General features: G+C 42.8%; 15 protein-coding genes and 1 pseudogene. 3 read left to right on the top strand and 13 right to left on the bottom strand.

Annotated elements, in window-relative coordinates; all coding sequences use genetic code 11:
• Nucleotides 1–588: 588 nt before the first annotated feature.
• The 9 genes and pseudogenes from K7P76_RS22890 to K7P76_RS22850 form a co-directional block, all read right to left on the bottom strand.
• Complete coding sequence (locus K7P76_RS22890; RefSeq protein WP_232187639.1) at nt 589–2,520, bottom strand: DOMON domain-containing protein; 1,932 nt, start codon at nt 2,518–2,520, stop codon at nt 589–591.
• A gap of 345 nt (nt 2,521–2,865) precedes the next feature.
• Complete coding sequence (locus K7P76_RS22885) at nt 2,866–4,569, bottom strand: type 2 periplasmic-binding domain-containing protein (RefSeq protein ID WP_232187638.1); 1,704 nt, start codon at nt 4,567–4,569, stop codon at nt 2,866–2,868.
• Nucleotides 4,570–4,776: 207 nt separating this feature from the next.
• A complete protein-coding gene (locus tag K7P76_RS22880; RefSeq protein WP_232187637.1) occupies nt 4,777–5,655 on the bottom strand; it encodes a carbohydrate ABC transporter permease in 879 nt (292 codons plus the stop codon).
• Nucleotides 5,656–5,666: 11 nt separating this feature from the next.
• Nucleotides 5,667–6,611 carry an ABC transporter permease gene (locus K7P76_RS22875; protein ID WP_232187636.1) on the bottom strand — a complete coding sequence of 315 codons (945 nt, stop codon included), beginning with the start codon at nt 6,609–6,611 and terminating at the stop codon, nt 5,667–5,669.
• A 248-nt stretch (nt 6,612–6,859) separates the two neighbouring features.
• Nucleotides 6,860–9,220, bottom strand: coding sequence for a helix-turn-helix domain-containing protein (locus K7P76_RS22870; RefSeq protein WP_232187635.1), 2,361 nt, complete (start codon nt 9,218–9,220; stop codon nt 6,860–6,862).
• 244 nt (nt 9,221–9,464) lie between these two features.
• Nucleotides 9,465–10,268: an HAD family hydrolase gene (locus tag K7P76_RS22865; protein ID WP_232187634.1), complete on the bottom strand. Its 804-nt coding sequence runs from the start codon at nt 10,266–10,268 to the stop codon at nt 9,465–9,467.
• Nucleotides 10,269–10,303: 35 nt separating this feature from the next.
• The gene (locus K7P76_RS22860) at nt 10,304–11,644 is read right to left on the bottom strand and encodes an alpha-L-fucosidase (protein ID WP_373692465.1); all 1,341 of its coding nucleotides are present in this window, start codon (nt 11,642–11,644) and stop codon (nt 10,304–10,306) included.
• Between the two features lie 758 nt (nt 11,645–12,402).
• Nucleotides 12,403–12,672 (bottom strand): annotated as a pseudogene (locus K7P76_RS22855) (MFS transporter); the annotation flags it as partial.
• Between the two features lie 239 nt (nt 12,673–12,911).
• Nucleotides 12,912–13,400 carry a DinB family protein gene (locus tag K7P76_RS22850; protein ID WP_232187632.1) on the bottom strand — a complete coding sequence of 163 codons (489 nt, stop codon included), beginning with the start codon at nt 13,398–13,400 and terminating at the stop codon, nt 12,912–12,914.
• A gap of 175 nt (nt 13,401–13,575) precedes the next feature.
• Between K7P76_RS22850 and K7P76_RS22845 the strand changes: the two genes are divergently transcribed.
• Nucleotides 13,576–14,004 carry an exosporium protein C gene (locus K7P76_RS22845; protein ID WP_232187631.1) on the top strand — a complete coding sequence of 143 codons (429 nt, stop codon included), beginning with the start codon at nt 13,576–13,578 and terminating at the stop codon, nt 14,002–14,004.
• Between the two features lie 255 nt (nt 14,005–14,259).
• Here the strand turns inward: K7P76_RS22845 and K7P76_RS22840 are convergent, their stop codons facing one another.
• Nucleotides 14,260–20,298, bottom strand: a complete 6,039-nt coding sequence (locus K7P76_RS22840) for an S-layer homology domain-containing protein (protein ID WP_232187630.1) — start codon at nt 20,296–20,298, stop codon at nt 14,260–14,262.
• 279 nt (nt 20,299–20,577) lie between these two features.
• Complete coding sequence (locus K7P76_RS22835; RefSeq protein ID WP_232187629.1) at nt 20,578–21,066, bottom strand: DinB family protein; 489 nt, start codon at nt 21,064–21,066, stop codon at nt 20,578–20,580.
• 166 nt (nt 21,067–21,232) lie between these two features.
• On the opposite strand from K7P76_RS22835, the gene K7P76_RS22830 reads away from it, so the two are divergent.
• Both K7P76_RS22830 and K7P76_RS22825 read left to right on the top strand, forming a co-directional pair.
• Entirely contained in the window at nt 21,233–21,430 is a 198-nt protein-coding gene (locus K7P76_RS22830; protein ID WP_232187628.1) for a DUF2281 domain-containing protein, read from the top strand.
• Complete coding sequence (locus K7P76_RS22825) at nt 21,405–21,629, top strand: type II toxin-antitoxin system PemK/MazF family toxin (protein ID WP_309244788.1); 225 nt, start codon at nt 21,405–21,407, stop codon at nt 21,627–21,629. The genes K7P76_RS22830 and K7P76_RS22825 overlap by 26 nt, the downstream gene beginning before the upstream one ends.
• Nucleotides 21,630–21,952: 323 nt before the next feature.
• Here the strand turns inward: K7P76_RS22825 and K7P76_RS22820 are convergent, their stop codons facing one another.
• Both K7P76_RS22820 and K7P76_RS22810 read right to left on the bottom strand, forming a co-directional pair.
• The gene (locus K7P76_RS22820) at nt 21,953–22,660 is read right to left on the bottom strand and encodes a DNA alkylation repair protein (RefSeq protein WP_232187626.1); all 708 of its coding nucleotides are present in this window, start codon (nt 22,658–22,660) and stop codon (nt 21,953–21,955) included.
• Nucleotides 22,661–22,868: 208 nt separating this feature from the next.
• Nucleotides 22,869–25,007, bottom strand: coding sequence for a multicopper oxidase family protein (locus K7P76_RS22810; protein ID WP_232187625.1), 2,139 nt, complete (start codon nt 25,005–25,007; stop codon nt 22,869–22,871).
• Nucleotides 25,008–25,032 lie beyond the last annotated feature (25 nt).

The following is a 25,032-nucleotide window of genomic DNA, read 5'->3' as shown; positions in this document are numbered from 1 at the left end:
CGTTGTAGTCATTTCTCTTCCTCCCAATCTACCCTTTCTCATGTATGCATTATCAAGTTAATCCTATTAGCTGTGCACTCCTAACTTTATAGGACTATGATTCTTGTAAATTCTGCAAATAAGCACAAATAGCAGCAAAAAAAGAAAGAAGAGGTACGTTAACCCCTTCTTTAAATCAGACATGTATTTGATTTTACTTTACTTGCTCATTTGTCCCCGCACGTTCTGCATTATTTGGTATCGAGCAGCAGCTTGCGCCCCGAAGATAATAAGCATCCAGCGGCGGTTTTTGATTTTTTGCATCAAAAAAGCCATCCAAATTTGAGCTACATTGACTAGAGACGTCACGCAAGTACATACCCAACCTGCAAGGATGTGGCACCGAGATATAGCAAATACTCGATTAAAAAAGGACCTCCAGAAGTTGATGGATCCATATGGAGGGAAGTCCCTCCATTGTGACCAACCACAAATACTTACGTTATTCCGACGTTTTACGATGGTGTCTGCGAAATCTATGAAATAACCTCATGAAACCTTTGTCTCCTCTTCAGTACTGCTTCCACCAAGGCCTATTAAAGAGATTATCTAATAACTTAAAGTTAAAACACCCCAAAGCTCGGGAAACATAAACTCACCCTGAATTGGCTTTGGCCAGTGAAGCGCATTGACAAGTCCTTCGCCGTTATTATTATGAAAGATCATATACAAACCCAACTGACTTCCGGTTTGCGGCTGAAGAGGTGCCAGTTCGCACCATGGCAACTTTAGAAGATAGACTAATCCTTGCGGTGTCCGCTCGACTTCGAGATAATTTCCGCCAAGTGATACATCTTCCTGCGGGGGAGTAAAGTTATCGTTGGCTTCTTCTAACGGAGACTTGTAACGAAAAACTTCAGGCCCTTCCGAAGTTAAGGCAAAACCGTAGAAATAAATCGAGCCTTCCGTAGATCCCCGGCGCAAAAGAGGGTCGATCGCAAACTGTATCGCGTCGCCGTTGTACATAAAGTGTCCTTTAAACGGCTGATAAACCACTTCGTCGATAACATCAATTCGAACCATTAGCTCTTGATCCGTCCAGGCAAAACGCACTTCGGCCGAAAAATGTTCGGGACCGAGCCAGATGAAGTTTGCCCCGTGAACGCTGTATAACTCGGGAACATATTGCGCTGTGTTCACAACAACAGCGGGGGTGGCCGACCAATCGCGAGTAAATTTCGCCGCTGTGGCAAAAGTAAGGAGCCCTTCTTGTCGCCGTGTTATTCCTTTATCACCTGTAGCCGTTACTACATAGGAAACCGGTTGTTCAGGTTTACTATGATCGGGAAAAGGGATAGTCAGGTTATATTCGTCTAGAGAAACGCCATCCGGAATGATATGCTCCACCGTTAGCTGGATATTGCCCTGGAACGGGATTTTGGGATGAATAATAATAGCATGTAGCTCGTCTTCCGCCAGATTGATTTTGGGCAAAATATCAAGTTGTATGCTGTGACTAATTTCAATCGCAAATATGCGTTTATAGCTGTCTTCTCCAAGGTACACAACTGGAAAATGAGTGCGATCGCGATCCATTATGGGAGGCAGCCGCTCTATGAAAAGGCGACCAGCGGGATCAGTCGCATAGGTAAGGGGTTTCTCCAGCGTACCCGGAAGCATTACCGTGCCCGGCTGAGAAAAATCAAGCTGCAATGGTTCACCCACAACAGGCAGGCGATCGATCATGAGAGTAATCGTGTCTCGTTTTCTATTCAATTCCTCCATTTTTTCACGATACCCATGACACTCCAATTCGGCTATTAACCGTGAAGGACCGACCAGTTCCCCCGTATGTAAATTTTCGATGACGGTATTTCCGTTATTAACGGCTCGGACGATGGAGGGAAAGTTGTTCTCTTCCGCGAAAATAAGCGTGCGATTGCCTCCACTGGTATCGATGTGCGTACTTGGGTCTTGCTCCTCCGTATAAAGCACTTTGGGAAGATGCTTAATGGGGTTAAAAATATGATGATCCCATCCACCAACGATGGGGGTCAGCTTCCCGGAGCGGTCGCGATTTTTGAACCATTCCACCTGCTCCGGATAGCGAATCTCCAGTTCTACTGCGTCAATAATCCCTTCATCAAGCAAGCGATCCAATTCGCCGTTTAAAAAAATGGTCTCGTATGTAACAGGATAATGAGGATGGGCCAAAGCTACAAACTCACATTCTCTCTTCAATTGCCTCAGTATTTCGCGATGATCATGACTCGCGATCTGTGTCTCACGCCCATGCACTGTAACAACATGTCCCCATCCGTAGATTTGCTCAAATCCCAGAAATATTCTTAAGTTGGGATCGTAGGCCTCTATGCAGGATTTCAACCAAGCATCAATCGGGCTTTTGTCCATCAAGCAAATGAAATCATAATGATAATAATTTAAAGCAGCCATCAGCAGGGAAGGGTTGTGACTGCCATTACGGAACCAATGGTCGTGAAACCCTCCTATGATAACGGTTTGATCGCCGATTTTTAACATTCATCCACCTCCAAAATTATCCCCGCCAAAATGTTCATCCTCTTCGGTATATTTTTAGGTTTCCACTCTAGGCGTGTGATGCATAGTAACTTTGATTTCATTCTGCAACTGTACCGATCTTCCCAGAATTCAAAATTTCTTTGACTAAGTTCCTTGTAAACGATGTCCGTATCCGATAACACCCAGTTTTATATGATTTGTTATCATTCTGCACCTATCATTCATATGAAATCTTAATTCTATTTCGTATTAAATGGATAAAAGCGGGTGAAGGGTATTCTCTTCACCCGCTTCCCTGTGGATCATTTCATTGCCTTACATGTATTTCCAATAAGTTATCATTAATTATTTAACTGTTGCATACCACTCGTTTACTTCATTTGTGATATCATCGCCGCCTTGTGCCTTCCAATCTGTTACAAACTGGTCATAAGCCTCAATCGGTAACTGCCCATATATGATTTTCAGAAAAACTTCATGTTCTTTTTTCTTAAGCTGATCCCATTGTGTCGACTGAGTTTTTGTAACAGGTCCATCGTATTCATCCTTCACACTGATATCCTTCTGATCATAAATCGTGCTCATAATATTCCAGGCCAATGGATTATTGGTTTTGCTCCAATTCAGTTCATCCGGTGTTGATGGGGTTGCTCCTCCAACAAGTTCCTTCGCATAATTAAAATATTTTAACGGTACAGTTGGAACAGATTCAAAACCGAGCATAAAATTGCCCATTTTATAATAACCTTCTGGGACTACCTTTTTCATATCATCGCCGTAGAGAGGATTACCATCCGTGTCGAGCGCATAATCCGCATCTTTGATCCATCCGAATTTGAATTCATCGTTGTCAGGGTTTTCTTTTTCGTACATTAGGTTAAATACTTCGAAAAATGCTTCCATATTCTGAAAATCCTTGGAAAAGAAGAAGGCACCCTGATATCCTGAATCTCCTAGCCGTGCCACTTTTCCTGTTGATCCAGCAGGTATAGGTAAGACATTAACCTTAGCTTGAGGATTGTTTGTAAACAAGTCTTTAATTTGGTTATATCCCCACTGAGGAACAGCCACAATTCCGCCTTTTTCGGCCATGAATCCCTTTGCCTTTGCTGCCTCATATACATTTAATAAAGCTGCCTGTGGATCAATGTATCCCTTACTGTACCAATCACGTAGCTTGACGAGCGCATCCTTGACTTCTGGTTGTATCGAACCATAAGCTAACTTTCCGTCTGGACCTTTCGTCCATATTTGCGGAATTGCGCCATAAGCTCCGAAAAGCCAGCTTGTATCACCCAAATAAGTTGAAAAGTCATCTTTCCATCCAAAATTAATCCCATAAGTATCTTTTTTGCCATCCTTATCAGGGTCATTATTAGTAAAAGCATCCAATACTTTGTCCAGATCATCAATTGTTTTGGGAGCAGGAAGCCCAACTGCATCCAACCAATCTTGGCGTACAATAAGCGTAGTAGCATTACCGATTCCATCACTTAAAATAGGTAGACCATACACTTTTCCGTCTTTTGTAAACTTGCTCCATATTGATTTAGGAGCCAAGCTGTAAGCTTTTTTGACAGTTGGAGAAGCATATTTATCAAAGGCCTCCTGGATCGGCATCAATATCTCGGAGTTTTCTACGAGCTTATCTAAAGTTGGATTTCCTTGATTATAATAATCAAAGACTACATCAGGGAATGGCTCTCCAGCCGCTATGTTGAGGAGAAGCTTCTGCTCAAAAGAAGCCCAATCGGGTGTGGACCAGGCATCTTCCACAGTAACTCCCAACTTTTCATTAATCATTCTAGACCAGATATTATTTTCCCAAGTATCGCCATCTCTAAAAACGACTCCCGCATCACGCCACTTGGCAGAAGTAATCGTAATGGGTGCTGTGCTTTCTGGATTTGTTGTTTCTGGCGAAGAAGCATTTGTAATCGGTGTGCTTGTTGGGGCGGACTCTTTAGTTGTAACACCGCAGCCAACAAATACAATCCCCATAAATGATAAAATTAACACTATTACCGTATAATATTTGAAATTTTTCACTTGTTACCCTCCTGGTAGTTTTAATATAAACCAATTTGAATTATTAATATTATTTGATAATAATGACTCTATTTATTATAAACGTTATATTGTACCCACATAGTAACCATCAATCTTACAAAGTTAGTAATAAAATCGTCCGGAACAATTTTACTAATAACTAAATAGATTGAGTTAAGTGATGAAGATATAACATAACAAGATTTGCTATTCTTTAACTGATCCCATAATAATTCCCTTAATAAAATAACGCTGTAAAAAAGGATATACCAACAATATAGGAATTAAGCTTAGGAAAATCTGCGATGCTTTAAGGGTACTCTCGGAGATATTTTTAATATTATTCACCATACCTAGAGGATTGGCATTTTCCGAAACTACAATAGTTAATAAAAAAGTAGCTAGTGGATGATTTTTGGAGTCAGTCATATAGATCAAACCATCAAAGTATGAATTCCAATGAATGATAATATTAAACAAGGTAATGGTAGCAAGAGCAGGAACTGCTAATGGAAGATAAATGAAGAATAATGTTCTTATGTGGTTTGCCCCATCGATAAATGCTGCTTCTTCTACCGATTTAGGTACTGACGCTCTGAAAAAGTTCAAAAGTAAAATCATATTAAACACACTGACAGCTATCGGTAAGATTAAAACCCAAAATGAATTCATCAAACCAATGCTTCTTACAACCATATACGTAGGAATTAACCCTCCGTTAAAGAGCATGGCAAATACAAAGAACCACATATAAACGTTTCGGCTCTTAAACTGTGCATGTTCCTTTGACAAAGAATAAGCTCCCATCGTTGTAACTATCATGCTGAAAACAGGTCCTACGACAGATCGAAGCAAACTAATGATGGACGCCCTTATGAAATTCTGATTTCCAAATGTTTCATAATACGCCGCTGTAGTAAAACCTACGGGCCAAAATCCAACTAAATTTGCGTTTGCCGGTGCTTTCGAACTTAAAGACAAGGCTAACAAATGAAGCAGTGGGGCAATGCAGGTTGCAGACAATAAAGCCAAAAATATGTAATTTGCAATCGTAAATAGCGTGTAGGATTTGGAACTGTATTTCATGTCCATTCCCCCTAAAAAATGCGATAGTTAGCCAATTTGTATGCTAGTCTATATCCGATAACGATCATTACGAAGCTTACAACTGATTTAAACATCCCTACAGCTGCAGTAAAGCTAAAGTTTAAATTTAGCAAACCCATTCGGTAAGCATACGTATCGATAATATCAGCTTTCTCCATAACTAACCCATTATATAGAGGAAATATCTGATCAAAATTGGCATCTAAAACACTTCCCAATTTTAAAGTTGCAACTACAATCATGATTGGAATTAATGAGGGTATCGTAACAAACAATGTCTGTTGCCATCGGTTTGCGCCATCCATTTCAGCAGCTTCATATAATGAAGGATCTATAGATGATATTGCAGCCAATATTACGATAGCTGAATACCCAAATTCCTTCCAAACATCAGTAGTAACGATTGTAAAACGAAACCAATTCCCATCTCCAAGAAAAAAGATTGGTTTCATTCCGAATAGATTCACCAGAAACTGATTCACCAGTCCTCCGTCTACATTCAGTATCTCAATAAAGATTCCGCTTAAGATGACCCACGATAAAAAATGAGGCAAGTATACAAATGTTTGAACAAATCTTTTAAAAAATGTTGCTCTAACTTCATTTAATAGAAGCGCAAAAATAAATGAGAACAGCAGCAGGAATATAATTTCTGTCGATGCAAAGAAAAATGTATTTCGAATAATTTGATAAAAATCGGGTGTCGAAAATAAAATATCAAAATACTTCAAACCTACAAAAGGTGACCCAAGAAAACCCTTGCTTACTTTAAAATCCTGAAAGGCCATAATCAAACCAAGTATTGGAGCATAGCTGAACATGAGTATAAGCACAACAGAAGGCAGGAGCAAAAAATGTAATTGATAGTTTATTTTAAGTTTGGATTTTAAATAACCATTATAGGGATCTGATGATTTCACTAAACTTGTTCGCATACTGCAACTCCCCCCCCTTATCCAGATAATGAAATTGTTTTGTCGTTTGGAAAATTCATATTTATGGCTCCTCAGCCCAAATGTTATAACCCAGAACAACGAAAGTATATAATCAATTCATGTGATCACATAAGCTCAGGATAAGATTATGTAGATTAAAGTGTCGTTCACCCTAACAAAAAAGATCCCTTTGCACAAGACAAGGGGATCTCTTTAATCGATTCCAATTCTGTCCGGGAACCTTTAGTTTAAGCGCGTTTGCTTTTGCTTTTTTCATCGCGTCCGGTGGAATGTTTCGGGAGCTTTTTCAATACACCATGCTGTTCCTTGTATTCCTTCGGAGTTGACCCAGTAAATTGTTTGAATACCCGTATGAAATTCTGCGAGTTGTTATATCTTAAATAAGTTGCAATATCTCCGATTTTCTGATCCGTTTTTAATAAAATTTCCTTTGCTCTCTCCATTCGATACATAATAATATAATCGGTAAATGTCATTCCAACCTCCTCCTTAAAAAATTTGCTGAACTGGGAAGAGGGAATGGATACTAATTCAGATACAATGGATTGAGATAAGTCCTCATTATAATGTAGATGGATGTAATTTAATGCTTTTTGTACTGTATCATGATTCTGTAATCCTCTACTCTTCGTTATATTTTCTATAATAACAGGGTAAAATTCCGTTTTCGACCATAATACAATTTGTTCAATAGTTCGAATACCGGAAAGGTGTTGGTAAATATTATAGGAGAACAATGATAAGCTATGTTCCATACCGAATTCATAAAGTACTTTCAACGATGAGGCTATCAGTTGATAAAATGATTGTTGAACATATTCATAATTACTGTTTTTTTCTGTTTTTAACAAAAGTGCAAACTCATCCAAAAGTTCATATACCTTTGTGATATTGCACATTTTCAAGTTTTTAATTAAGGTCTGTTCCTGCCTAATGGGATACACATAGTCATGTACGACGGGATTTATTTGCCCGATAAATATAACTGTTCCGTTTCCTTTCAGTATTTGATACTGAAGAGCTTCCGCTGCTTCGTTATAAGAACAATGTATCTTGTCTACACCTTCATAACACCGGCCAACACCTATCGTTACAGTGATTTCTGTCAACCGTTCAATCACACTGCGGATTTCCTCAGCCATATGAAAGACGGTATTCTGTAAATTATCTTCCGATGGTTTATGGTTAAATATCATGGCACAACAGTTTGGATGTATCATAATGATGGAACCGGCCCCATAATGATTAGTAATTTCCTTCACAACGTTCATAACTGAAAAAATTAACATGTTTTCTTTATTTTCATTTTCGCTTTTTATATCCAACTCGATACATATAACTGTAAAATAGTTTGATTCCTTTGTTATTCCATAATATTTGAATTTTTCCTCGATTTCATCTCGGTCATAGTTTTCAATTAATAATCGTTGAAGAAAATTAACTCTTAGCAGTGATTTCATCTGATGGATTTCTTCTTCCATAGAATCACTTTTGGAATGGACAGTCTCTAGATATCGGCCAATGGAATCGAATTCGTCAATCTTGTTCTGAGTTTGAAATATGGACGAGTTTTTCCTCTTAATAATGTCTATTATATTCTGAATAACTCTGTAAAAACTTTTTGTCATCATCAAAGACGCAATAATAATAACAACAATCATTAAACCACATAGTCCTAATGTGATTTCTTTGATTAATTGATACCGGTCGTCCAACGCCTTCAATGGAACAATGAACATATATTGCCAATTGCTATAAGGGGACTTTATGAAGCTGATCATCATTCTTGACTTATTGACCTTGTCAAAAACAATATTATTCTTGACCTTCTCATTAAGAAATTGTTGTACAAAGGCAGCAGTTGATTGTCCTCCATTAAAGACATGGTTTTTATTACTGGATAATATATTCCCACTCGGGGTTAAAGCAAGCATTTCTCCGCTTTGCTCGAATTGAGTGTTGTTAAAAACATTGAAAAGTTCATTTTCATTTATATCCACAATGAGGTAACCAAGAGGGTAAGAAGATAAAATAGGCATCCGTCGTACTAAAGTAATGATATTTGCTCCGTTTGCAGCTTTTCGATCCATCCAAAAGTACGGCTTATTACTATTACTGTTTATGCTATTCTTTATTTCCGGATCCAGTAATTGTGCATTTTCGCTCAGTCCGACTCCAGAATCTCCTAGAGAAATAAGCCATTTGTTATTGGAAGGATAAAGATATATGGTATCGATATCGTCTCTTATCAATTTAATAGAATAGAGCATATTCCATACTTTGTTAAATTCTGTAAAATCATTAAGAGGGTTATCGGAAAAAAGAACATCATCTATGATCGGGTTAAATGTCTGCTGCAATACAACTTTATCCAGTGCTCGAAGTTTTTCATCAACTCTTTCCTGAAATAGAACCATTGTTTGACTGCTAATATTCGAAATTTCATTCTGCAGACTGTAATTTACCACGAAATAAGATACTGATCCGAATAGCACCACTGGAATGATAGCAAGGAGAGAAGAAGCAATCAGCAGTTTCAAAAGTCTTGTTCGCTTTTGAAATATCTGCAATATATTTTGAAGCAACATCGTGCTCCCCCTTTTACTGTTCAACAAGATATAAATTTGCCTCCTTAAATCATAAAGTATATTTGTAAACTAGAACGAAGGGTATTGTCATGACTAAGGAATTTTTTCTTCTACATGAAAATCTTTAAGCCCGCCTGGTTCTATCAATTCCACGACAAAAAGACCATGCGTAAAAGTTCAGTTCGCACGGCCATGGGGTGGTCAGATGAGTGAACGTTTGTTCTTTCATGAAGAACCTCTGGAATTAATCAAGTAATCCTTTTTGACGATATTCTAGAATGATTTCATAGATACCTTCGCCCGAAGCCTTTGCAGCAATGACACCATCAGCCTTTTTCACAGCTAATTTCACGGCTTCATCAGCATTGGATACAGCCCCTGAATGAAAACCATTAAGACCGTCCAGCATGGTTAAATCATTTAAGCTATCACCCATTGCCAGAACCTGTTGTGGTAAATAACCTTTTGATTCTGCTGCCCGCATTAACGAATTCCCTTTACCGGCTGTTTCCAGCGTAACAAGGATTGCTTTGCTATTGCGGTTCACTGTAGTCATTGGTGTCCCTCGCATGTATTCAGACATATATACTCTTGCTTTCTCAGCTTCCTTTATAGATTCAAATATTATCTCAAGCCCATAATCACTCCAAAGAATCCAGTTTTCCGCATTTAATCCCTTTGATTCCATATCGTCAAACAATCTCGACCTGTTTCCGAAAATTGTACGTGTAAGATGATTCATTTCAGCAGCACGCGTTCTATTCCACTCTTCATCAGGAATCATCTTGCCGTCATCTATCCAATACAAAAATGTTTCACGTGTTATAATAAAAGAAGGAAATGGATCGCCCCAGGCCACCCCCGCCTCTTGTAGTATTCCTTTCATATCTTCCCATCTGCGTCCGGATACAATTCCAACCTCAATCCCCTGCAGGATCACCTCTTTTAAAAGTTGCTGGGTTTCTACCGGTACAAATCCCTTTTCGTTAGTATAATTTACAAGTGTCAAATCAAAATCCATTGCAATCATTCTTATTTTGTTAGCCATTGACTCTGTCATCCTTCCAAATCAAATATCTTCATTTAAACTAACTCCAGCTCTACAACCGTATCAATATCGTCAGGTAAAGAAAAAGTAAACTGTTCTTCCATACCCTTTGGCCCGAAATTGATAAATGCGTCGTCCGGATAGTCGTTTGTATTCCACGGCTTGATCATTTTGATTTCAGATCCATCAGAAATCAACCTGGCTTTTTTTATTTTATTGATTAATCCCAAAAGTGCTAAAGGACCTATACTTGGATCAAATATATGAGCATATAGAAATTTCCCATTCTGAGTATAATAACCCCACTCCGGTTTTGAAAATTGTGATTTTTCACAATGATAAATACTTTTTGAATTATGCTTCATCCAAATCCCGATTTCTTTAAGAATGCTTAAAGATTCAACCGGTATTTCACCTTTTGCATTCGGGCCTACATTAAGCAGCATATTTCCGTTCTTACTAACACATTCAACAAGTTTGCGAATAATCTGCTTAGAAGTCTTGTATGATTTGTCTGCTGAACAATAACCCCAGTTATTATTCAAAGTAAAATTAGCTTCCCAGGGAATCGAATTTCCATCCTCATCCATGAGTCCCTTTGAAGGAATAACCTGCTCGGGTGAAGCAAAATCCCCGGCACTTACACTTGGATTTCTGGTTTTAATCGTACCCGCAAATTCTCCACTTGCCTCAAGTCTGTTATTGATTATAATACCGGGCTGTAATGAACGAACCATATTTATCAGCTCTGTTGCCCTCCATTTCTCTCCTCTCATCTCATCATAGGAAAAGTCAAACCACATGATGTCAATTGTTCCATAGTTCATGCAAAGCTCACGTATTTGCTCATGCATATAATCCAAATACCCTTCAAAGTTATGCTGCTTGTTTTTATATTCAGAATTGCCCCTCATCGGATGTATACTGTCTGAGTATGCCGGGTAGTCTTCATGATGCCAATCAAGTAAGGAATAATAAAGGCCGACCTTGATTCCTTCTGCCCTGAATGCTTCTACAAAAGCTTGTACAAGATCCTTTCCTGCTTTTGTATTAGTAGATTTATAATTAGTGAATTTACTATCGAAAAGGCAGAATCCGTCATGATGTTTTGCGGTCAGTACGGCATATTTCATACCCGCTTCTTTTGCTGCTATTGCCCAAACCCCGGGATCATAATTTACCGGTTCAAATTCGTCAAAGTATATTTGATAGTCTTCATTACTGATTCTTTCATTATTTCTAACCCATTCCCCTCTTGCAGGAATTGCATATAACCCCCAGTGTATAAACATACCGAAGCGTGCATCTAAAAACCACTCTGTGTTTTTTGTCCTCTCTGCAATCAAAGGATTTATTCGATCTGTTCCCATTGCCATCACACCTTTTTCTAATAAAATTAAGTTCACCTCCTGATTTAGTCGGTGAAATTTGCAACCTACGGTTTCTAGTTAAAAATACAAACAAAAAGTTTAAAATGATATAATCATATAAAAAGATAAAATGAAAATCGTATAATCATTAGGGATGATTGCTATGGAAGTAATATCCTTTTGATATAAATGCTGACCACCGAAATTTCCCATGTCCGATCAGAACTCACTTTTAAGAGTATCCCCGTGCCCAGAGTATTATCATTTACTTCAAGCAATTGCTGCTGATGGTGGATTGGCTAAGTTCGGCGGTTGATCAATAACACTTATAATCCAATCTAGCGCACACGCCAATCGTTTTAACGTAATTTTCAATAAAAAAGCTGGCTCTAAAAGGTCGCGAATGGGCGACTATTTAGAGCCAGCTAATTTTTATTTCAACACAATGTTCGTCACGCACTCCACATGCTCCGTATGAGGGAACATGTCGGCTTAATGCCACGGTCGTTCGTTAGGGCAATCATCCTTGTAATAAACCAAGTGCTCGTTTTTACCCGTTCCAGCGTTATAACGGGGTGTCAATTACCTTTTATAAATTCAGAGTTTGTTCTAGTTTCTTCATCAAATCCACATTCATTTGTCCAGGTTTTATATTGTACGCCCCCATCCGATATTGCTGCCGATAATTATCTGTAAACAGGTGGCTATTATCCTTACCTGGAGCCGGTGTAATGATATAAACTTCTTCAACCGCTCTGCTGCTATCTGATTTGCCAACCGCGTGTTGCGGTGGTCAAAGGAATCGCGGCTAAGAGAGATCCAAGAGCATACAACGTGACGAGTTGGCCAGCGAGGCCCTCCGAGATTCCAAGCCCTTCGCTTATCTGGGGCAATAAGCCGGCGGGAATCGTCTCGGTGAAAAGACAGATAAATCCAGCCATGGCTAGAGCTAGTAATCCCGCCCATGGGAGGCGGTCAGTAGACGCAGTGCTGGCGGCGGCACTATGCGTGGCAGAAATGATGTGCTTTTTCATTTGAAAACATCTCCTGATTCGCTTAGTAGAACTAAGTTTACAAAATAAAACCGCCATTTAACATGCATCTATTAAGGTAAATTACTTATTTAAATCGCTATATTAAAGTTAAATATAAACCTTATCCTTTAATTTAATTGCCTCGCAAATTCCAAACATACAACCATCAATGCGATTTAAGATTCATAAAAAATAGCCCAAGCGTTGTCTCCGCCTGGGCTTAAATAAGTTTCATCTTGCTAACTCTCATCGGCGCTCGGGCCGTAGATGGCTGGAACCGGGATCTCAAGCAGTCGGAGATAAACGATTAGTTGCCCCCGATGATGGTACAAATGATTGAACATTAATGTGCGCACCATTTCGATTCGGGGCACCTCAAGTATCGCGATGCCTTCACGGGTGAGCTTCCATGTCTCCATTAGACCGGTTTCTCCCCATGCGAGAAGCTTGTTTTCAGCCAAAAGCATGTATTTATCAAACGCCAAAAGGATCTCGTTCAACGATGTTGCCTCAGGCAAAGGAACTATCGGGACTTCGCAAGACCGTTCATCCAAAAACTCAGCTAGGCCTCCAGGTACGCCCGCGGTATGCAAAGCAAGCTGACCTAATGACATCGACTTTATATGCGGCTTCCAGGAAAGCTTGTCTGAAGGTACCCTCTCGAGCACTCTCCGGGTCGATTCCGCTTCCCGTTTTAGCTCTGCGATCAACCTGTCTGATAAATTCATAAGGACTCCTCCTCAACATGTTGGACTGTCTAACAATACCATAAAGAAAAACAAGAAATTTCTTTTGGATTGCTAAGTTTAGATAGTTTGTTTTTGTGGATTTATTATAATCATCCAATCATTCTTCTTGTATCCAACATATTTTGAAAATATCAAACAAGAGGAGATGATTGTTATGGTACGTATTCTTGATAAAGCTGCCGTTGAGCCACGACGAAATTTCAACCCAGCAAAGTCTTTTATTATCAAACGTTCGCCGGGGAGGTCTCTACTAGCAACAATTCGAATAAGAATACCCGTTTTGAATGCTCAACCTAATCGGGTTGAATTAGTAGCCACTATTGGTGTCCAAGGGGTTACAGGCATTGCTCAAATCCTCTTTAGAATCTTCCGCGACGGAGTAGAGATTTTCAATACACAACAAGGCATTGAATCCGTTGGGTCCGAACAAAACTATGCTGTTACATTCCAGGCAATCGATAGAAATGTAAGATCAGGTACTCATATTTACACAGTAACCGCTGAAAACCGCACCGCAAATACTAGAGCTGATGTAGTTGGTCCGATTTCTTTTAGTGGGCTAGCCGTTAAAACGAGAACCTAATTGTTGCGAGGCCCCACGAATCTTACGAAGCGAACTCGACGAAGCAGATTGCAGCGGTGGATTCCGACGCCGTGCTCTCTTCCCTGCGCGCGGGACAAACCCCTTGTAAGGGTTCAATCCCCTAATGGCTCAAAAAAACACCGTAACCAATGTGGTTGCGGTGTTTTTTTGAGCCATTAGGGCGATAACATCAATGACCACTCACGGATAACGAATCACAAGAAATCCACTTTGAGAAGAGTCGCAGCGCTCAAGTTAGTTAATAAATTGGATATAGCGCAGCATTCTTCCTAACATGGCGACCGCTTCGGCACGAGTTGCGGTTGCCGCAGGTGCGAATGTCGTTTCTGTGCGACCGCTAATAATTCCGGCTTTGACCGAGATCGCCGCTGCATCCCTCGCCCATGTATGAATCTTATCGGCATCTGAAAATCTTCTTTCTAACAGATTATCAATATATTCACTTTTCTCAGGCTGATTGTCCACAAACTTCAATGCTGCCGCCATTATATTCGCCATCTGCTCTCGTGTGATCAAATCTTCTGGGCGGAAGGTGCCATCCGTAAACCCTCTAATCAATTCAGCTTTAACGGCCGCCTCGACTTCATCGGCGAACCAAGCATTTTTTTGAACGTCTTTGAAAGAACTCTCCTCAGCATTAACGGTAATCCCAAGCGATCGGACCAACAAAGCAACAAATTCTGCACGCGTAATCATCACTTCAGGTGCGAATTCCGTTCCCGATTTCCCTCTAACAATAAGCTTGGATGCCAGTTTCTCTATGTCGTCCTTCGCCCAATGTCCATTTAGATCCAAGAATGTCTCATCCGACTGAACTAACGTATAGATGCTGTTATGCGGCGATTTCATGACGACGTTCGTCACTCCATCGATTTCCTTGAAGATTGAGGGTACGAAATGGAAGGTCTCTGTAGCCGGATCATACCACACAGCAGTTGCCTTTGATGGGTCGACTTTAGATCCTAAGCTTACCGTCCGTTCTACATAAACATCACCGAACTCTATCATTTCTTGATTTCCAATCGCGATCTTGAATTCGATTGGGTTGTTCAAAAGTAACAAATCCTGTCTTTCCGCAGCCTTATATATACTGTCATGGAGCTGTCCACTCGATTTGTTGATAGTGATCAGGATATTTCCCTCCGAATGATTGGCGGATTTTTCCCGTAACAAGCTTAATGGAATATGATAATTGGCTAAATCTGTTTCAATAATAAGAGTCCCGTTCGTTTTCGCACCAGATTCATTCCATATTGCAACGATCGGTATCGCCACATGGACTTGATCGACCTTTCCCTCGACAGCAACGGTGACGGTTTGGGCAGTCGCTTTTTTACTTTTTATTGAATCCAGCATTTGAACAAACTGCTCAGGATCAACCGCAACATTCGTAGAGGTTGCTCCATTTACTGATGTTTCAACTTCCGCTTTTACGTGCAGTGTTGCACCGGTATTCTCGTTCCCAAGGTCAATAGTTGTGCGGGTTGGCTGAATAATGGTTGGGCTTGGCTGGATAATGGTTGTGCTTGGCGGATCGATGGGTATACGAGCTTGATTTACCACTTGCGTGACGGTAAACGTCGCGTCTGTCATATTCGTTGCCGAAACGGTTACTGTCGCTGTATGGGTCCCAGCTGCTAATCCATCCTTCGCTTTCACTGTAAAGTTTGTCGATGGCGTTCCACTGTTCAGCGTTGTGACCAATGGCTGTGTAAGCTCAAATTCAGTTCCGCTTACGGCTACAGCCAGGTTCACCAAATTGCCTGTTCCTGTGCGTGTAATCGCTAGTGTCTTCGTTTCCTGCGTGCCCGCTGCATAACCTGCTGTCAGCGCTGCCGGTGTTTGGTCCGCTATAGCTGCAATCGTATACGTCGGCGCGGGGTTCACCACTTGCGTGACGGTAAACGTCGCGTCTGTCATATTCGTTGCCGAAACGGTTACGGTTGCCGTGTACGTCCCAGCTGCTAATCCATCCTTCGCTTTCACTGTAAAGCTTGTCGATGGCGTTCCACTGTTCAGCGTTGTGACCAATGGCTGTGTAAGCTCAAATTCAGTTCCGCTAATCGTTACCGCCAAGCTGGCTAAATCCTCTGTTCCCGTACGTGTAACGGCTACGGTCTTCGTTTCTTGAGTACCTGATGCGTAGCCCACAGTCAGTGCTGCCAACATCTGATCATCCAGTTGTTCGATTGTGTAAGAGGGGTGAATTTCGTTGCTTGTAAGGGTAATCTGTGCAAACTTCACGACTTGATTTTCGTTGTCCACCTCATATACAGCTACATATTTGTTCGTTGCCGCATCCACCCCTCCGATGTCAGAACCCGGAACATACGGGTTAATGACTCCCGATTCGGGAACGACATTTCGAATGCTAGGCTTAGTTGTGTTCCCAGATGATACCTGAATGACTAGTTGGTTGCCAAAGCCTGCCTCTGCAGTTACCTTCGTTGTCCCAGCAGTATTCCCGGGTACCGCGGTTGCCTGCAATTCCGGGGCCAGATACCGCAAATACGGATAGCCATCATTGATCGTCGAATCTAGTCCCCAGGCTTGAGTAAAATCCCAACCCGAATACGTTTCCAGTGTCTTCATTAATATTGTTGTCTTGGGTAAGGCACCATAGATCTCTACTAATCCGATTTTATCTGAGTCATAGTAATTGCTGTTGGGCAGCATAGTTATACCTGAACCTGTATACGCACCTAATTCAGTTGATCCTCCAGTCACATTCCCTGCGGCATAGGTATTCGTGATATCCGCTCCGGCATTTTGTCCAATAAAGCCGCCTGTTTTCCCAATTTGTCCATTCACGCTCGATTTGGTATAACTATCTTTGATTGTTCCGTATTGATTCACTCCCACTAAACCGCCAGTATACCATTTTGCATTCACATTTCCTGTGGAGTAACTGGTTTCAATCCTGCCTAATATATTAAGCCCGACCAAGCCCCCAACTTGATTATCCGCCGTAACATTTCCAGATGCGTAGCTGTTGCGGATCGTTCCTTGTACTCCTTCATTTTGACCTACCAAGCCCCCAATATAGAAGGAAGCCGTTATTCCCGTCACATTACCTGTGGCGTAGCTATCGCTAATCGTTCCAAGAACATTATGTCCTACCAAGCCGCCTACTCTATAATATCCAGTCACACTGCCAGTATTGTAACTATTATTAATTGTTCCGGGATAAACTCTGCCAACCAAACCGCCTACATCGTTGTTTCCCGTAACCGCTCCGGAAGATTTACTATTGCTGATTGTTCCATACTTAACGAAACCAGCTATGCCGCCCACAAAATCTTTACCGATAATATCTACATCATCTAGCTTCAGATTCGTGATGTTCCCTGTAACATAGCCGAATAATCCCACATTATCAGCAGTTGGTCTATTCATCTTCAAACCCGTAATGGAATAACCGTTACCATCCATCATTCCACTAAAACTGAGCTCGAGATCACCCGTCCCAATCGGTACCCATCCATCGGCGTTAGCATAGCTGCTTAAATCAATATCCGCTATCAGCTTATAAGCACCTGTACGATAATGTCTGACCGCATCCAGTTGAGCTGCATTTGCAATTAAATAGGGATCTTCCTCAATACCGATGCCTCCCGCGAATGTGCCTAATGGCGCTCCAGGTCCGGACCACCTTACCGGAATCGCGCCCTCTTCATTGGAAGCGGCGCCCTCTATTACTCCATTCATTGCTCTGATTGTAAAATAGTAAGTTGTTCCATTCCTCAATCCGGTTACCGTGTAACTATGTGTATTGGAGCTTACTGAATCCACCGCTGCACCATAGGTTCCGGGAACTGTACTCTTGTATATTTGGTAACCTGTCACATCATTTACCGCACCCCAATTGAGCGTTAATTGTGCGTCACCTATAGTCGGAGCTTGCAATACGGGTACCCCAATTGGATGTGTCACGGCGCTGGACGGTGCAGAAGGAGGGCTATTCCCCTCACTGTTGGTGGCTATAACTGTAAAAGTATAGCTAGTGCCATTGGACAAACCTGTGATTACAATCGGACTTGTTGCTCCTGTAGCCCTCTGATTTCCCGGCGAAGCTATGACCGTATAGCTTGTGATTGAACTGCCTCCATCGTTCGCGGGAGCGAAGAAATCAATGGTAGCCTGTCCGCTGGCTGTTGTTGCCGTTACTGCTGTCGGGGCCTCTGGAATCGTCTTAGGCGTTGCACTGACTTCATTGGAAGCAGCACCATCAGCCCCATTATTATTGGCTCTGACTGTAAAATAGTAATTCGTACCATTGCTCAATCCAGTAGCGTTATAACTAAACGTTGTACTGGTTACTGTAGCTTCCGCTGTTCCATAACTGCCGGAAGTCGTACTCATGAATACGCTGTACCCTGTCACGGAACCTACCGCGCTCCAGTTGAGTGTCACTTGACCATTACTTGCAATAGGCGGTTGCAATACCGGCGCTCCAGGAGCACTAACAACTTGACTAATCGTAAACGTCGCATCGGACAAATGATCTGCCGATATAGTGACGGTTTCCGTGTATGTTCCTACCGCTAATCCGTCCTTAGTTTGTACCGTAAAAGTCGTCGAAGGCGTTGTACTGTCTAACAGGGAGATAGCCGGTTGCGTGATATCGAATGCATCTCCGCTCACATCAGTGGAAAGATTGGCTAAATCGCCCGTACCCGTACTCGTTATTGTGATTGTATTTGCCGCTTGAGTTCCCGATACATACCCGACCATCAAGGGTGTCAAGGACTGATTTTGCAGCTCATCTATTGTGTAATTAAGAATGTCATCACTCTGCAACATAATCTGTGTAAACTTGACGACCTTGTTGTCTCTGTTCGCCTCATATACGCTGACATACTTATTCGTTGTTGCATCCACCCCTCCGATATCCGAACCGGAAACATACGGGTCCAGTACTCCCGAAGTAGGAACAGCATGGCCAAATCCAGGCATAGCCCTCGTGCTTGAGGACACCTGAACGACCAGATGATTGCCCGCACTTGCCGTCGCGATCATGCTAGTTGTCCCAGCTTCTTGCCCAATAGCCGCAACTGCCGACAAGCTCGGAGCCGGTAAATACGGATAGCCGTTGTTGATCCCGCTGTCCATTTTCCACGTGCTGTTCATATCCCAATCCAAAAAATTGGAAAGTGTCTTCATCAACTGGGTTGATCTGGAGAAGTCGCTGACATCATTGATCTTTGTGGTTTCCTTATCATAGTAGCTTGAACGGATCGTATCCGTAGCTCTTTGTCCCACTAATCCGCCTACTTGGGTAGTCCCTATCACTTCTCCGAGCGCATAGTCGTTGTTGATCGTTCCGTTATTGTTGTATCCAACCAGCCCGCCTACTTTATCTATTCCCGTCACCTTACCGATCGCGTAGCTGTCGCTAACTACCGTGTTGGAAGAGGCTAGTCCGTTTGAATCGTTACGTCCCAATAAGCCGCCTACGTAATTATTTCCTTTCACTTCTCCAGTCGCATAGCTGTTGCTGATTAATGATTGAGGAGAACTTAAACTAACTGAACTATTCGCTCCGACCAAGCCGCCTACTTGGTTGCCGGCAGGGGAGATTACATCTCCTATGGCGTAGCTATGACTGATTGTTCCTTGGCCATTGACTCCGATTAAACCGCCAATACTGAAACCCGTGCCTGTCACGCGGACTGAAGAATAGCTATTATCAATCATTCCACGCAAACTATCTCCGATCAAACCGCCTACGCTTGACCCGCCTGTCAAGCTTCCCCCTGAGGAGCCGACATTGCTGATCTTGGATTGCTGCCCCTCAAATATACCCTCTATCCTTCCCGCTAGTACGCCTGCATTATTTTGCCCCGTAATGTTCGCTCCAGCTATACGCAGGTTTTTGATCGTACCCCCATATACGTATCCGAATAATCCAACATAATTCGTAGTTGGCCGATTAATGGCTAGATTCGTAATCGTATGACCGTCGCCATCTAAACTGCCTTTAAACCTAGTCGTAAGCGTAAGGTTTCCAATCGGCACCCAATTTGCGTAGTCGCTTAAATCAATGTCAGCCGCCAATTTAAATGATGATGTTACATAAGATCGGATTTCATTGAATTGGACCGCGGAAGAAATTAAGTAAGGATCTCCCGCTGTACCCGTGCCTCCATCAAAGCCAACAAAAACATCAGCGAACACTGCTCTGTTAGGCTGAAAGATTGCAGCTATTAAGACGGAAACTGCCAGTATACCTAAGATTATCTTTTTGAGTTTCTTTACATGAAGATAATTCAAATCTATTAACCCCTTTCAAAACAATTTCTTTTATCGTAACAACCTGCGGTTAAATGGCAGTAAAACGAAAAAAAGACCTCCGGCGGTCGACCCTTTTGACAAATTGAAATTACACTGCATACTTTCGAAACGCAGCACAGTCGCCGCCATATAAAAGAATAATGATAGATTCGGCCATAAAAAGACAAAAAACCGCGTGGCTTCATGCCTTCGCGGTTTTATTGATTGAAGTAAATATTTGACTGCATAGAAATCCTTATCAGAATGTGCGACGGCTTGCTAACTCTCATCGGCGCTCGGACCGTAAATGGCTGGAACCGGGACCTCAAGCAGTCGGAGATAAACGGTTAGTTGCCCCCGATGATGATACAAATGATTAAACATTAATGTACGCACCATTTCGATTCGGGGTACCTCAAGTATCGCGATGCCTTCACGGGTGAGCTTCCATGTCTCCATTAGACCAGTTTCTCCCCATGCGAGAAGCTTGTTTTCAGCCAAAAGCATGTATTTATCAAACGTCGAAAGGATCTCGTTCAACGATGTTGCCTCAGGCAGAGGAACTATCGGGACTTCGCGAGACTGTTCATCCAAAAACTCAGCTAGGCCTCCGGGTACGCCCGCGGTATGCAAAGCAAGCTGACCTAATGACATCGACTTTGTATGCGGCTTCCAGGAAAGCTTGTCTGAAGGTACTCTTTCGAGCACTCTCCGGGTCGATTCCGCTTCCCGTTTCAGTTCTGCGATCAACCTTTCTGATAAATTCATAAGGACTCCTCCTAGGCATGTTGGACTGCACTAACAATACCATAAAGAAAAACAAGAAATTTCTTTTGGATTGCTAAGTTTAGATAGTTTGAATCTAAGCGCCTAGGGGAAATCGGGATTATTTATGATACAATGAAAGCACCTAGATCCGGAAGGTCGTGATAATGTGGGCGTTAACCGAGAAGAGTTGAAACGCATCATTGACCATATCCCCGAACAAGACGCAATTGAAGTTGCTGATTTCATCGGATATTTGAATGCAAAAAGAGAACGTGAAGCATTAAAAAACCTTGAACAAGCCAGCATGACCAGCATGGAGTTCTGGGACAACCCGGTGGATGATGAGGTTTGGAATCATGTATAGGCAAGGGGACATTGTACTGATTCCATTTCCGTATAGTGATTTGCCCACAACAAAGCAGCGTCCCGTTCTTGTCTTGTCCAACTCAACCTATAATAAATCCCAGTCTGATCTTGTTGTTGCCGCAATCACTTCAAACTTGATCAAACCTTCGCTTTTAACGGAGGTCAAACATCAATTAATGCATTTATTCAACGAATGAATGACGAACAACAGCCTTTCACCGCCTTATTCAACGGTGAAGGGCTGTTGTTGTGCATTATGATAAATAACCGCGTTAGGCGTCCATACGCGAAGAGAAGAAACATAAATGCCGCAGCTAAGAGCTGCGGCATTTATGTTATTGAAGAGAAACTTAGAAACTCTATCGTGGAGTCAGAATCGTGGAACTTACCAAGCTACAAGTTAATACGGTTTACAAGACATCTCACTTCCTTCAATAAAAAAGCCTCGGAGAAAGTCTCAGAGACACTTAAAAGATATAATGGCGCTATAAATTATCTATGGCATAGTTAAGCATTACTTCTAACACCTTACATGTTTGCGTTTGAAACCAATTTGCTCTTTATCTACAGCCTTTTGAATATTTTCGGAAGCGAGCAGGAAACCGCTTTTTTTCTTATCCCGTTTGACTTCTACCGGGCCTACTGCCTTTGCGATCTCGACCGCCTTACCATGGAGCGGTAAATAGGATACCCCCACTGTGTAAATAAAATTATTCATCGCGTATTTCGTTCGTTCGGGAGAATCATGAATCGTATTTTTCACAATTTCAAGCATATTGGTCATTTTGCTTTCGGAAAATTCACCGTCCGGGCGGTTCCCCAAAAGCCAGCAGTAACAACTCCAGCCCGCCGACATTCTCAGTTCTTCGCCGCTTGCAATCCATTTATCGGCCACTGCTTGCGCAATATCTGTTTCTGCCAAAGTTACCGCAACTACAAAATCGGACAGCATATAAAAATAAGCCGCATCGATCCAACGCTCAAAATCCGCTTCAGTCATCGCTTTGGGATCTGCAATTATGCCGGCAAAGTACATGGCGTCGTAGTTCCCTGTAGCGTAAAGTTGCTCAGCCAAAGGTTGATTTATTTTTATTTTTCTGAAAATGGGCTTCATCTCGCCAGTTGCCACGCCAAAAAGCGGTTCGCGCGCGCCATTGGATTCGTAGATTTTCTTGGTTCGATCCTTTCCGAGAGCTTCAAGCTCCTGCATAACCATTTCTAAATTCATTGTTTGACACTTCCTTCTTTTCGGAGGTTTTGCCCTTAATTATTGATCAAAACTGGTTAATCATGAAAAATGACGATTGTACGATAGGAATATTTCAGGGCATGTTTGACAAAAACATTTTAACCTTTAATCCAGCGTGGAACAACAATGCAGAGGAAATAGAAATCAACCAGAGTTTCAGTCCTTATTCAGCATCAAACGGAACTCCTTATTCCGGTAAATTCCGGCTTCCCTCTCCGACAAGAAATGGAGACGTTACCCCTTCATAGGCAAGGTGAAGGATCATTCCGACAGCCGCATGTTCGAGATTATGACAATGATTCATCCAAATACCCGGATTGTCGGCGCGTATCGCTACCTCGTAAGTTTCCCCGGGTCCGACATTTAGCGTATCGACGATCCAAGGGCTGCCGGTTACCGACTTTCCGTTCCGGCTAAGCACTTGCATATGATGCCCATGCGGATGAATCGGATGATCTTCATAACTTCGATTAATGATGGTGATCTTGATCAAATCACCTTTGCGCACCATTTGCATCGGCGTCTCCGGAAACAACTTGCCGTTGATTCGAAACACTTGCGTTGCGAACTTTCCGTTGTAGAAGGCGAAGTTCTGTACATCAATCGTTATTTTGAATTCCCTGTCAAAATCGCTATCCAAACCGATCTTCATCGGCAGCGGATTTCCATACGAAGCCGGATTGAATACCGTCTTCCCTTTGGGCCAAGGAGGGATCTCTCCGCTGCCGTCAGCACTGATCAGGATAACCGCTTCGCGGTTGCTCTTGCTGCGGAGCGCAACAGGCGTATTCGGCATCGTAAAGATGACGTCGTTGCGTCCTCCTGAGGCAATATGAAGCGACACATTCTCTAACTCTCCTGGTTCGTTCACTTCCGCTCCGTCGATCGCTGCGACCTGAAAACGTGTTCCGCTTAATTCGAACGTTTCGGGCTCGCTGCTGGCATTCACAAACCGAAGCCTTACCGCTGTGCCGGGTGCGATTTTCCGGCGTTCCAAGTTATCCGCTAGTCCGATGGAGGCTACATGACCTCTCGAAAACTCCCACGTGTGGCCGATCAGCACGATGTCTTGGATCCCGCTCCCCGCTCCACCGGATTTTGCCATGTTGTATACGCCGTTCGCCTTGTCTTTCGGCATAATGACTAGGGCGCCGAATAGTCCTTTCTTGACCTGTACGGACGATGCCTGATGCGAATGATACCAATGCGTTCCGAGCTCGTTCACCCGAAACCGGTACGTATAGCTCTCGCCCGGCATGACAGAATCCTGCGTCAGTCCGGCGACGCCATCCTCTCCATTTGGCACGTCTAACCCGTGCCAATGAATTGTCACGCCGGCCTCAATGTCTTTGTTCAACAACGTAACCTCCACAAGGTCTCCTTCTGTGACGCGAAGTTCCGGTCCCGGTATTTGCCCGTTGTACGTCCAAGCCTCGATCGTCTTACCTGAGCTCAGCCGAACGGTCGTCTTCTCAGCCGTTAGCGCGAATTTCTTGTCCGGCGCTTCGTCCTGGGGTCCCTTTAAATCAACGACACTCACTGTCTTCACGGACTCGCCCGCAGCGCTGTGCTGGTGATGACCTTGCCCGCCGTGCGACAGAGCGGGTCCGCCGCCGTAATCGATATTGGAATGATCCGTCATGCTCATCTGTTCCGGGAGCTTGCTTTGCTCCTTAGCAAACAGGATCAATAATCCGATGCCGATGCCGAGGATAACGAATACCGCGGCTTTCCTTGTAGCTCTCCGGGCAATCGAAGGTAACATAGGCAATTCGATGCTGCCCAATCTCCTGGCACGCCATCGTTGCCAATACCAAAGCACCGGCATGGCTGCCGCCATCAACGCGGAAAGCGACAAACCGATGTCGATATAGGGCGGCGTTTGCGGAAATAAGAGAATATATAGACCGGCTGCCGCTCCGCAAGCGGCAGCCTGGATCGGAACGACGAGCGCCGGGTCCGCTGCGTCTCTCCGCTTGATAGGGGCTGTGTCTGAAGACCGTTCATTCGCGATCCGCTTCTGCCTAGGAATGGAAATCAGCATAACAAAAACGACCGGAGTTAGGATGAGCGGCGATGCAAGCAGTATTTTCTCCAGCGTGAACGGCCAACCGAACTTGAGTCCCAGGGGCAGCTGCCAAACAGCTCTGAAGAGCGCGAGTGCCATACCGATATAGACGAACCGCATATTGATCCGCGCGACGCGGCGCATCTTGTCCTCTGTCGGCAATAAGGCCAGATTGGACGTTCGGGCTGCGGCAATCCACCAGAAAATGAACGTGAGGATGGCCATGGAGTTGTCTATCCCATAATACACTTCAAACATTTTTCTTCACCTCTTGCAACAAGAG

The organism is Cohnella silvisoli, from assembly GCF_021190915.1.
Taxonomy (GTDB): Bacteria; Bacillota; Bacilli; order Paenibacillales; family Paenibacillaceae; genus Cohnella; species Cohnella silvisoli.
The sequence above is the reverse complement of the archived record's forward strand: the minus strand, read 5'-3'. Positions and strand labels throughout refer to the sequence as shown.